Genomic DNA, 11,696 nt, shown 5'->3' with positions numbered 1-11,696 from the left:
TGCATTTGTAAGGTACGACCAGGTATGGACCACCCGCCATCGTCAGAAGGCTTTGAGGATGTCTTCGACGCGGGTTTTGGCGTCGCCGAAGAGCATTTGGGAGTTGTCGCGGTAGAAGAGGGGGTTTTGGACGCCTGCGTAGCCGGCGGCCATGGAGCGTTTGAACACGACAACGTTGTCGGCTTCCCAGACTTTGAGGACGGGCATGCCTGCGATGGGGCTGCCTGGGTCTTCGGCGGCGGCGGGGTTGACTGTGTCGTTGGCGCCGATGACCAGGACCACGGAGGTGTCGCCGAGGTCGTCGTTGATTTCGTCCATTTCCAGGACGATGTCGTAGGGGACTTTGGCTTCGGCGAGGAGGACGTTCATGTGTCCTGGGAGGCGGCCTGCGACGGGGTGGATCCCGAACCGGACGTTCACACCCTTTTCGCGGAGCTGGTGCGCGAGTTCGGCGACGGGGTACTGGGCTTGGGCGACGGCCATGCCGTAGCCGGGGGTGATGACGACGGATGAGGCGTTGGTGAGCATTTCCGCTGTCGCTTCGGCGGTGATTTCGCGGTGGTCGCCCTGGTCGGTGTCTCCTTTGCTGTCGGGGGCGGCGATGCCGAAGCCGCCGGCGATCACGGAGATGAAGGACCGGTTCATGGCCTTGCACATGATGTAGGACAGGTAGGCGCCGGAGGAGCCTACGAGGGCGCCGGTGATGATGAGCAGGTCGTTGTTGAGCAGGAAGCCGGCCGCGGCGGCGGCCCAGCCGGAGTAGCTGTTGAGCATGGAGACGACGACGGGCATGTCGCCGCCGCCGATTGAGGCGACCAGGTGCCAGCCGAGCCCGAGGGCCAGGAGGGTGACGACGATGAGGAGCCAGAGCTGGGAGTCGTTGACGTACCAGACGGTCAGGGCGACGAACACAACGAGGGTGCCGAGGTTGATCGCGTTTTTGCCCGGGAGCATCAGGGGTGAGGATTTCATCCGGGCGGAGAGTTTCAGGAACGCAACGATCGAGCCGGTGAACGTCACTGCGCCGATGAACACGCCGATGAAGACCTCGGCGTGGTGGATTGCCAACAGGTCCGAAGACAACGCGGGAGCTGCGAGGTGTCCGTTCCACCCTACGAGCACGGCGGCGAGGCCCACGAAGCTGTGCAGCAGGGCAATCAGTTCGGGCATGCCGGTCATTTCGACCACCCGGGCGCGCCAGAGTCCGATGGCCCCGCCGACCACTACCGCAGCCACGAGCAGGCCCAGGCCGGTCAGGCCGGTGTTGGTACCCAGGGCGCCCTGGAGGGTCAGCCAGATTGTGGCCGCGAGGGCGATGATCATTCCGGTGATGCCGTAGACGACCCCTGCCCGGGCTTTCTCGTGTTTGCTCAGTCCGGCGAGGGACAGGATGAACAGCAGGGCCGCGACGATATAGGCCGCCCCCGCGATGGAGTCGGCGGTCAACGGACCGGAGACGGTGTCAGTCACGGTAGAGCTCCTCGTAAGTGTTGCTGCTGTTGCGGTGATGGCGCTCATGAACGTGCCTTCCCGGCCGAGAACATGGCCAGCATCCGCCGGGTGACGGCGAAGCCGCCGAAGATGTTGATGCTGGCCAGCAGCACCGCGCCCGCGGCCAGGACCTGCATGACCGGGTTTTCGGAGGTGACCTGCAGCAGGGCCCCGACGACGATGATTCCGGAGATTGCGTTGGTGACGGACATCAGCGGGGTGTGCAGGGCGTGGTGGACTTTCCCGATCACGTAGAAGCCGACCACAACCGAGAGCATCAGGACCGTGAAATGCTGCGGCAGCGGCGCCGGGGCGACCGCGTTGACCAGGAACAACGCGGCGATACCCGCTGCAAACAAGCCCGCTTTACCGGCGGCGCTGAGGCCCTGTTTCTTCTTCGGAGCAGGACTTTCGGCAACCTCGGCCTGGGTCTTGGCCGCGGGGGCGGCCGAAACCTGGACCGGGGGCGGCGGCCACGTCATCTCACCCTCGCGCACCACGGTCACCGACCGCTGCACCACGTCATCGAAGTCGATCCGCAACTGCCCGTCCTTGTCCGGGGTCAGGAGCTTGAGCAGGTTCACCAGGTTCGTCCCGTACAGCTGGGAGGCCTGGGCCGGCAACCGGGCCGGAAGGTCCGTGTAACCAAGGATCACCACCCCGTTGTCGGTCACGATCCGTTCCCCGGCGACGGAACCTTCGACGTTTCCGCCTTGACCGGCTGCCATGTCAACGATCACACTGCCGGACTTCATACCCGCCACGTCGTCGGCGGTGAGCAGCTTCGGCGCCGGACGTCCCGGAATCAGGGCCGTGGTGATGATGATGTCCACATCAGCCGCCTGCTCCGTGTAAATCTCGGCAGCGCGGGCGTTATACGCCTCCGAGGTTGCCTTCGCGTACCCGTCGGAGGACTTCATCTCCTCCTCCACCTCGACCTTGAGGTAAGTACCACCAATGGACTTGACCTGATCCGCCACCTCGGGCCGCGGATCAGTAGCGCGCACGATCGCGCCCAGACTGGATGCCGCACCGATGGCCGCCAGGCCGGCAACACCGGCGCCGGCTACCAGGACCTTTGCCGGCGGAACTTTGCCCGCAGCCGTCACCTGGCCAGTGAAAAAACGGCCAAACTCATGCGCGGCCTCAATCACCGCCCGGTACCCGGCAATGTTCGCCATCGAACTGAGTACATCCATGGACTGCGCCCGCGAGATCCGCGGCACCGCATCCAAAGCCAGCGCCGTGATCGGCCGCGCCGCCAACGCCTCCACCAACTCAGGCCGCAGACCGGGGCTCAGCGAACCAATCAAGGTGGCGCCAACCGCCAGCCGGCCGATCTCATCCTCAGTGGGCGGATTAACCCGCAGCACCACCTCAGCCCCCCACGCCTCATCAGCCCCAACAATCAGGGCACCCGCGGCCGCGTAGTCCTCATCACGGAAGGACGCGGACTCCCCCGCACCCTTCTCGACCACAACGTCGTAGCCCAGCCCCAATATCTTTCCCACGGTGGCAGGCGTTGCCGCCACCCTCGTCTCGCGACCCAACTCGGCCACGATGCCAATACGTGTCATTCACTGCTCTCTTTCATCATGAATATGCCCGGGATGGGACTCCTGCCGGCCGGGCATACCGGCTATTGTTGGATCCCCACGGACCCTGTAGACCTTGGCCGTCGCGCAACCTGGCCGCAGGCTTGCAGCGTTGCAGTCCCGGCCGTTGTCCCGATCCGGCAAATCTTTGCCTGCTCACTACTTTTCAGCACTTGCACGGGACTCCCCCGAGCAACGCGTGGAAAGAACTGCACTTCTTCACGTCTTCTCAAGAAGCGCATGTAGACGTTTGGATAACAGCTACCGTCCGCGGTGCCTGGAAGGAGAGAAACCTGATCCATTCAGGGTCAGGACCCAGCAGCCCTATCCCGGGGAGGGCAGCGGCGGTCTCTTGGACGATGATGGCCGCTTCCAGTTCGGCAAGCTTGGCGCCGAGGCAGCGGTGGATGCCTGATCCAAACACCAGGCCCGGCGACGCAAAAGACCCCCGCAATCTGGATTGCAGATCCGGCCGCCTGGCCGAGGACTTGCGATCATGGCCGAAGGGCGAGGTGACCTGGTTTCCGCTGAGTTCGAGGAGGATTTCGGTACCGGCCGGGACCGGCGCGTCGCCGAGGGTCGTGTCGTGAGCTGCCACACGACGCCAGGTAGGGACGGAGGATTCGGTGGTGAGCACGTGCCGGACTGTGGTCCGGGAGCCTGTCTCGGTGGCCGCGTCTTTCCAACCGACCGGCGCGCTGCCCTCCAGGAGCCGGAACAGGGCGGTGCTGATCAGCTGGGTGGTGGTTTCCTGTCCGGCGATCAGAAGGAAATAGCCGAGCGAGCACATCGCGGGCGTGGACATTCCGTGTGTGGCCAGGGATTTGAACAGGTTGCGTCCGGGCGCCGCCAGGGATTCTGCCACGAGCTGGCGCAGCCAGACGTAGAACTCGGCGGCGCTGCGGGCAAGTTCAAGTTGCCGGTCCTCGTCCGGCCACCCCCAGAACAGCTCCATGGACTCAAGGCCCCACCGCTTAAGGTTCGCAAGATCCCGAACAGGCAGTCCGAGAAGTTCCAGCATCACAATCGCCGGGGGAAACGCCGCGACCGTCTGCACCAGGTCCGCCTGGCCGGACGAACGGAGCCGGTCCGACGTGGTCCGTGCGGAGTCCCGGGCCAGTTCCCGGATGCGCGGCTCCATGGCCGCAACCGTGGCAGGTGTGAAAAATCCCGCCACCACCTTGCGGATCCCGGCGTGCGTATCCGTGTCATTGCTGGCCAGCACCGGAGGCAGCGCAAAGCCCACGCGCTGCAGCACACGCAGTGCAGGCCCTTCCAGTGGAGTCACAGCGACCAGGGCATTCTTGGGGCTGTAGTCGGCCGGCCGGTGCAGCACATCCCGGACTGCGTCCGGATCGCGCACTACCAGGTACGGGCAGCGTGCCCCGTCGGCGCCAGCAGCATCTCCCGTGCTCTGGATCCGTCCCGGGACCTGAGGCCCTTCAGGCAAAGGCGTCTCCACGGAGCCCGTTGCGGTCATCGTCGGGTTCATGCCGGCAGCCCGTTCAGCCAGGCAGCCGCCCCGGCACAGAAATCAGCCGGCGACAGTCCCGAGGCCTGCTCGGGAAGGGCGCCGAGCAACGGCACCGGCAGCGACCCGAGCACCTGCCGGTTGCTATGGTGCACCAATCCCGGGCTGACGGGCCAGCTTCCAAGCACCACGCCAAGCACCGGAAGCTCCCGCGCGGCCAGGGCTTCGAGGGTCAGGGCCGTGTGGTTGAGGGTGCCGAGGGCCGGCCGGGCCACGAGCACAAATGCTGCGGCAAGGAGCGATCCGAGGCTTGCCAGCGTGCCGCCGTCGGAATCCAGTTCCACCAAAAGGCCGCCTGCGCCCTCCACCAGGACATGGTGGTGTGAGGCGGCCAGCTCACGGACTCTCGCAGCATGTGCAGCAACAGGAGGAAGCGGCAAACCGTCGGCAGCGGCAGCTGCGACGGGCGCCAGCGGCTGCTGCAGAACGACACCCGTTTCTACCGTCACGGCACCGGCGAGCCGGACGACTTCGGCCGCATCGGAATCGCCGTCAACGGCTCCCGACTGGCATGGTTTATATACCGCGACACGGCGCCCCATTCTGTGCAGGACGGCCGCGAGGGCCGCCGTCGTGACGGTCTTGCCGACGCCGGTGTCCGTTCCGGTGACCAGGATGATGCCGGGCAGGTTCATGGAAGTTCCTCCAAAATGCCGCGCAGCACTGCGCAGCTGTCTTCGATTTCCTCGGGGGCAAGGGTGGCGCGGGCGGTGAGCCGCAACCGGGAAATTCCGTCCGGCACGGACGGCGGGCGGAAGCAGCCGATCCGGACACCCGCTGAGTGCGCTGCCCGCGCTGCTGCCAGGGCAGCTTCTGCGGACGGCATGGCGATCGACTGCACGGCCCCTGCTGCTTGCTCGACGGCGGGCCGGCCGAAGGCGGCGCCGCGGGCTGCACTCACCGAGGCAAGTCCGGCGGCAAGTGCCGCAGCGTTGCTGTGGACGGCTCCGGACCGCCACGGCTCGTCCCGGATGATCCGCACCGCGGCGAGAGCCGCGGCGGCGGAGGCGGGGGCCAGTCCGGTGTCGAAGATGAAGCTGCGGGCCCGGTTGAGGAGGTGTTCGCGCAGCAGGGCGGAGCCCAGAACCGCTCCGCCCTGACTGCCCAGGGATTTGGACAGCGTCACGGTCACGATCACGTTCGGATGCCCGGCGAGGGATGTCCCTGCCACCGAGCCGTGGCCCTGGGAGGTGCCGGTGCCCGTGACGCCGAGGCTGTGGGCCTCATCGATGAGCAGCACGGCGTCGTGCCGCTCGGCCAGGCCGAGGAGTTCGGCGAGCGGGGCTTCGTCACCCAGGACGCTGTAGACGGACTCGACGGCGATCAGCGCGCGCGGCTCCGGACGGCGGGCGAGCAGGCGGCCGGCCTCCGCCACGCTGTTGTGGGTGAACGATTCGGTGCGAGAGCGGCTGAGCCGGAATCCGTCGATCATCGAGGCATGGCAGTGCCCGTCCGCGACGATCAGGGTCCCGGGGCCGCCGAGCGCCGTAATCACACCCATATTGGCCAGATACCCGGAGGAGAAAACCAGCGCCGTCTCCATCCCGGCCAGAGTGGCCAATTCCTGCTCCAGGTCCAGATGCAGCCGCGTTGTCCCGGCCACCAGGCGCGAGGACGTGGCACCCACGCCCCACTCCAACGCGGCCGCCGCAGCAGCCCCGGCAACCCGGGGGTCTGCGGCAAGTCCAAGGTAGTCGTTGCTCGCAAGGTCGATGAACTGTTCGTCCGCGGCGCGGGCGAGCGGGCGGCGGACAAGGCCCCGGCGGTCCCGGACCGCGGCCTGCCGCTCAAGCCACTGCGTCATCGAGCCGCTCATGCTGCCGTACCTGCGGATCCTGTTGCGACGCGCTGCCATGCGGGGACGCGCTCGTGGACTTCGGCAACGGCCGCCGTCATTCCCGCGGTGATTCGGTCAACATCCACCGTGGTGCTGATGTACGGGGGCATGGTGTAGACGAGGTTCCGGAACGGCCGGACCCAGACCCCGTGGCGGATCGCCGCGGCGGTGACCGCCGGAACGTCGACGGCGTCGTGCAGCTCGATGACTCCGACGGCGCCGATGGTGCGGACCTCCCGGACGGCCGCAAGTTCCAGGGCGGGGGCGAGCCCGGAAACCAGGTCGGCGTTGATCCGGGCAACGTCGGCCTGCCAGCCGCCGTCGCCGATGATGTCGAGGCTGGCGTTGGCGACGGCACATGCCAGGGGGTTGCCCATGAAAGTGGGGCCGTGCAGCAGGGCGCCGGCGCTGCCGCTGGACACTGTCGCGGCCACCTCAGCGGTGCAGAGCGTGGCGGCCAGCGTCAGGTACCCGCCGGTCAGTGCCTTGCCCACGCACATGATGTCCGGTACGACGCCGGCATGATCGGCCGCGAACAGCTCGCCGGTGCGCCCGAAGCCGGTGGCGACCTCATCGAAGATGAGCAACATACCGTGCCGGTCGGCGATCTGCCGCAACACTGTCAGGCATTCGGCCGGGTAGACGTGCATGCCGCCGGCCCCCTGAAGGACCGGTTCGACGATGATCGCGGCCAGTTCGCCGGAGTGCGCAGCCGCGATGTCCCCGACCCCGGCTGCCCACGCCAGCACGGTTTCCGGGGTCGCAGACGCCGCTGCCGGGGGACGCGGCGCAAACACGTTGCCGGCCAGCAGCCCCGGGAACGCGGAGTGCATGCCGTCCACCGGATCGCAGACACCCATCGCCGCGAACGTGTCTCCGTGGTACCCGCCGCGGATGCTCAGGAAGCGCTGCCTCCGCGGACGCCCGGACGCGGTCTGGAACTGCACCGCCAGCTTCAGCGCCACTTCCACGGACACCGAACCTGAGTCAGCGAGGAACACCCGCTCCAGTCCCGGCTGTCCCGAGGCTGCGGAAACCATGTCCACCAGCCGCTCTGCGAGTTCCACCGCCGGGGCATGTGTGAGGCCTCCGAACATCACATGGCTGAAACGATCCAGCTGCCCCCTGGCAGCTGAGTCCAGCACCGGGTGGCGGTAACCGTGGATCACCGACCACCACGAGGACATCGCATCCACCACGTCATGACGTGTGCCGTCCTCGCTCCGAAGCCGCAAACGCACCCCCTCGGCCGTCTCCACCTCCCACAACTGAAGGTCCGGGGACGCCGGCGCGTACGGATGCCACAACCGTCCGCGGTCCCGCCCGATCAGGCCCGGCTGCGCCGCGTCCGTCATGGTTCGAGCACCCCGTGGCGGGCGCACTGGCCCGACCAGCCCAGCGGCGTCACCTGGACCTTCATCCGGCGCCGGCAGGCGGGGCAGTAGCGCGGCGGCTCCATTGCGAGGAGTTCGCCGCAGCGCCGGTGAACCTCCGATGTCGGGCCGGTGCCGCTGTCGGACGGCTCACCGCAGTGCCCGCAAAACTTGGCGGTGGTGGTGCTCGTGGAAACTGGGGCCACGCCCGCAGGGTCCCCTGGCTGGGAGCCGGTGGGGACTTGCGAGGTTCGGGGGCGGGTGGGAATCATAGCGTCTTCTGGAGTTCCTTGATGGGCATGTTCAGCTCGACAAGGAGGTTGAGGTCAGCGTTCGCGGGGCGGCCCAGCGTGGTGAGGTAGTTACCCACGATGACTGCGTTGATGCCGCCCATCAGGCCCTCCCGGGTGCCGAGGTCGCCCAGGGTCAACTCCCGGCCGCCGGCATAGCGCAGCACGGTGCGGGGCATAGCCAGGCGGAACGCGGCGATCGCGCGGAGGGCGTCCTTGCCGTCCATGATGCCCTGGTTCTCCAGCGGGGTCCCGGGGCGCGGATTAAGAAAGTTCAGCGGAACTTCGTGGGGCTCGAGGGCGGCCAGCTGAGCGGCGAGCTCCGCCCGCTGCTCCAAGGTCTCGCCCATGCCGATCAGGGCGCCGCAGCACAGTTCCATGCCGGCGGCCTTGACCATGTTGCAGGTGTCCAGGCGTTCTTCGTAGCTGTGCGTGGTGACGACCTCGGGGAAGTAGCTGCGCGCCGTCTCGAGGTTGTGGTTGTACCGGTGCACACCCCACTCGGCCAGCTGGTCCACCTGCCGCTGGGTAAGCATGCCCAACGAGCAGGCGATATTGATCTCCACGGCTTCGTTGATGCGGTCGATCGCGAACTTGATCTGGTTCATGAGCTTGATGTCCGGACCGCGGACGGCGGCGACGATGCAGAACTCGGTGGCACCGGTGGCGGCAGTTTCCTTGGCGGCCTTGACCAGTTCCGGGATGTCGAGCCAGACGCCGCGGACAGGGGAGTCGAAAAGGCCGGACTGGCTGCAGAAGTGGCAGTCTTCGGGGCAGCCGCCGGTCTTGATGGAGATGATGCCTTCCACCTCCACGTCCTCGCCGCAGTGCCTGAGCCGGACTTCATGGGCCAGCTGGAGGGCGGCGGGCAGGGCCTCGTCGGGCAGGCGGAGCACTTCGACAAGCTGATCCTCGGTGAGGCCGGTACCCTCTTCGAGGACCTGCCGGCGGGCGGTGTCGAGAATGGTGTAGCTGGTGGTCGCGGGAGATGCCTGAATCGTCATTGATGTCCTTATGCGCTGAGCTTCGTGGATATGCCTCACCGGTGACAGTAGTTTCCGGCTGATGGCATGGTTTTGTTCGGTCCCTACAAGAACGGCCGGCAGTTTATTTCGCCCGGCGGCATCGCCGCCGGGCGCGGACGGGCGTGGCCAAGTCGAGAATCAGGCCGGAATGGCCCTGCCTGTCTCCGGCTTAAGCGAGCGTCAACCGCAGGGGCAAAGAATCCCAGCCACGAAGGGTGTTGTTGTGGTGGCGTTCAATCGCCGAGGACAGTTCGATGGCCTTGACCCGGGGCACGAGTTGTTCGAGCAATGATGCCGCCTGGAGGCGGGCCGCGTGCTGGCCCACGCACTGGTGGATGCCCATGCCAAAGGACAGGTGCCCGGACGGGTCGCGGGAGAGGTCGAACTTATCCGGGTTTTCCCAGCGGCGCGGATCGCGGTTTGCCGCCGCGAAGCACAGCATGACCCTGCTGGCTTCGGGGATGGTGCTGCCGCCGATGGTGACATCACTTGAGGTCTTGCGGAAGATCTGCTGGACCGGGGATTCCCAGCGCAATGATTCGTCGAAGGCAACGCGGGCAAGGTTGGGGTTTCTGCGCAGTGCTTCCCACTGCTCCGGGTTGGAGGCAAAGGCATAGAGCATGCCGGAGATCCCGTAGACGGTGGTGTCCACGCCGGCCGAGAGCAGTGAGCGGGTCAGCAGCGGGGCCTGTTCGTGCAGGATGTCGCCGCGGTCGGCGGCGGCCCAGATGTCGGCGCCGAAGCCCGCGGGCTTCAAGGCGTCGCGCTGGCACTTGGCGGTTGCCCACTCGGTGTATTCAGCTGCCTTGCACCTGCCCTGCTCCACGAGCTCGTTGTCGGGACCGAGCGCATTGAAGATGTGGTCGGCGTACGGCACCAGGTTTTCTCGGCCCTCCTCGGAGATGCCGGAGGCCTCGGGGAAGAAGCTCACCGGAAGCTGCGAGCCGATGTCGCGGTGGCCGTCGACCTCCACCGTTCCGCCAGGGGTGGAGCCGGCCAGCAGTCCATCGAGGATACCGCCGGCCAGTTCCTTGCAGCCGTCCTTCATGGACCGCAGGACCCTGGAGGACATGATTTCCTGGAGCACCTCGCGTGGTGCATCGTGCTGCGGCGGGTCCATTTGCAGCAGGCCGCGGGCCCGCCAGGGCTCGTTGAGGCCCACGCCGGAACCTGAGGTGAGTTCCTGCCAGTTCGCGACGGCGGCCGAAAGGTCGGCATAGCGTCCGATCGCGTACGCGTTGTACTTGGACAAGAACGCCACGGCGCCCGCCTCGCGCAGGCGCTCCTGGAACGGCAGGGGATTCTCCAGGATTTCCGGCGAGAACGGGTCATCGTCGAGGACCGGGATGGTTCCGTGGTTAACGGGGCACTTCGCTGTCGACATGGGGGTAGCTCCTAAAGATCCAGCACGAGGCGATCGGTGATCGCGCGTGAGACACAGACAAACATTCGGTCGTTCTTGGCGCGCTCCGCGTCATTGAGGAGCGAGTCGCGGTGCTCCGGGGTACCCCGCAGGACGCTGACCTCGCAGGTGCCGCACACGCCTTCGTTGCACGAGGAGAGCACGGGGACGCCAGCGTCGCTCAAGGCCGAAAGCACGGTTTCATCGGTCCCGACTGTGATACACCGTTTGGAGAGCGCCAGTTCGAGTTCGAACGGTTCGGTCCGCACCGGGGCCGGCAGGGTTGCGGGAACGAAGCGTTCGAAGCGCACCGCCCAGGACGGCCAGACGGCTGCGGCAGCGGCTACAGCGTTCAAGAGCGGCTCCGGCCCGCAGCAGTAGACCCGTCCCCCGTCAACGGGTTCGTTCAGGAAGCTGAGGTTCAGGTGGCCCAGCTCATCCTGGGGCCAGATGGTGACCTTGTCGCCGTACTGGGCCAACTCGTAGAGGAAGGCCATTGAGGCACGCGTGCGGCCACCGTAGTGCAGGTGCCAGTCGATGCCCAGCTGTTCGGCGGCGGCGATCATCGTCATGATCGGGGTGATCCCGATGCCGCCGGCAATGAATTCGTAGCGGGTCGCCTGAGTCAGGTGGAAGTTATTACGGGGGGTTCCCACAGTGAGCATGTCCCCGACGGCGAGCCCGTCATGGATGTAGCGCGAGCCGCCCTTTGAGTTCGGTTCATTCAGCACTGCCACCTCGTAGGCGTGTGCGTCCCAGCGGTCCCCGCACAGTGAATAGTGGCGCGAGAGAGCTCCGGCGTCCGCGGTCGGGAGCACCAGTTCGATGTGTGAGCCCGGCGTCCAGTCAGGCACGCGGCCGTTGTGTGGTTCCTCGAGGCGCAACCGCACGACGCCGTCGGCGATGACGTCCTTCCGCGCGACCCGGAGGGACTGGATCCCAGGGTGACCGGCAGCGGGTTTGGAAGCCGACGAAGCGTCGGCCGCAAGCGAAGGGGAAGTAGTAGGCATATAACGATCATCCGCGCAATGCATGACTGTAATCAATCTCACAAACTTATCAAGGTGATAGCCACGTGGCTCTACCCGGAACCTGACAGCACCCTCGATCTCTCCGGACACGGCAAGGACCCCCTCACCAATAATCGTGGTG

At 66.5% G+C, this 11,696-nt stretch carries 10 protein-coding genes; all 10 read right to left on the bottom strand.

Going from position 1 to position 11,696, the window contains the following annotated elements; genetic code table 11:
- Window positions 1–42: 42 nt before the first annotated feature.
- The 10 genes from pntB to ARTSIC4J27_RS10470 all read right to left on the bottom strand — a co-directional run bounded on the left by pntB (window position 43) and on the right by ARTSIC4J27_RS10470 (window position 11,554).
- Window positions 43–1,470, bottom strand: a complete 1,428-nt coding sequence (gene pntB / locus ARTSIC4J27_RS10515; protein ID WP_200900792.1) for a Re/Si-specific NAD(P)(+) transhydrogenase subunit beta — start codon at window positions 1,468–1,470, stop codon at window positions 43–45.
- A gap of 44 nt (window positions 1,471–1,514) precedes the next feature.
- Complete coding sequence (locus ARTSIC4J27_RS10510) at window positions 1,515–3,068, bottom strand: Re/Si-specific NAD(P)(+) transhydrogenase subunit alpha (protein WP_050055134.1); 1,554 nt, start codon at window positions 3,066–3,068, stop codon at window positions 1,515–1,517.
- A gap of 247 nt (window positions 3,069–3,315) precedes the next feature.
- Window positions 3,316–4,536, bottom strand: coding sequence for a cytochrome P450 (locus tag ARTSIC4J27_RS10505; RefSeq protein WP_235436632.1), 1,221 nt, complete (start codon window positions 4,534–4,536; stop codon window positions 3,316–3,318).
- A gap of 38 nt (window positions 4,537–4,574) precedes the next feature.
- Complete coding sequence (bioD, locus tag ARTSIC4J27_RS10500; protein ID WP_050055133.1) at window positions 4,575–5,252, bottom strand: dethiobiotin synthase; 678 nt, start codon at window positions 5,250–5,252, stop codon at window positions 4,575–4,577.
- A complete protein-coding gene (locus ARTSIC4J27_RS10495; RefSeq protein WP_083435417.1) occupies window positions 5,249–6,421 on the bottom strand; it encodes an 8-amino-7-oxononanoate synthase in 1,173 nt (390 codons plus the stop codon). The genes bioD and ARTSIC4J27_RS10495 overlap by 4 nt, the downstream gene beginning before the upstream one ends.
- 8 nt (window positions 6,422–6,429) lie before the next feature.
- Complete coding sequence (locus ARTSIC4J27_RS10490) at window positions 6,430–7,809, bottom strand: adenosylmethionine--8-amino-7-oxononanoate transaminase (protein ID WP_050055131.1); 1,380 nt, start codon at window positions 7,807–7,809, stop codon at window positions 6,430–6,432.
- Window positions 7,806–8,033 carry a biotin synthase auxiliary protein BsaP gene (gene bsaP / locus ARTSIC4J27_RS10485; RefSeq protein WP_083435416.1) on the bottom strand — a complete coding sequence of 76 codons (228 nt, stop codon included), beginning with the start codon at window positions 8,031–8,033 and terminating at the stop codon, window positions 7,806–7,808. Before bsaP ends, ARTSIC4J27_RS10490 begins: the two co-directional genes overlap by 4 nt.
- Before the next feature lie 62 nt (window positions 8,034–8,095).
- Window positions 8,096–9,121 carry a biotin synthase BioB gene (gene bioB / locus ARTSIC4J27_RS10480; protein WP_050055129.1) on the bottom strand — a complete coding sequence of 342 codons (1,026 nt, stop codon included), beginning with the start codon at window positions 9,119–9,121 and terminating at the stop codon, window positions 8,096–8,098.
- A 190-nt stretch (window positions 9,122–9,311) separates the two neighbouring features.
- Window positions 9,312–10,526, bottom strand: coding sequence for a cytochrome P450 (locus tag ARTSIC4J27_RS10475; protein WP_050055128.1), 1,215 nt, complete (start codon window positions 10,524–10,526; stop codon window positions 9,312–9,314).
- Window positions 10,527–10,537: 11 nt separating this feature from the next.
- Window positions 10,538–11,554, bottom strand: a complete 1,017-nt coding sequence (locus tag ARTSIC4J27_RS10470; protein ID WP_050055127.1) for a PDR/VanB family oxidoreductase — start codon at window positions 11,552–11,554, stop codon at window positions 10,538–10,540.
- Window positions 11,555–11,696: the final 142 nt, after the last annotated feature.

Origin of the sequence: Pseudarthrobacter siccitolerans, from assembly GCF_001046895.1 — a bacterium.
Lineage (GTDB): Bacteria > Actinomycetota > Actinomycetes > Actinomycetales > Micrococcaceae > Arthrobacter > Arthrobacter siccitolerans.
This window is presented reverse-complemented; position numbering and strand designations above follow the sequence as displayed.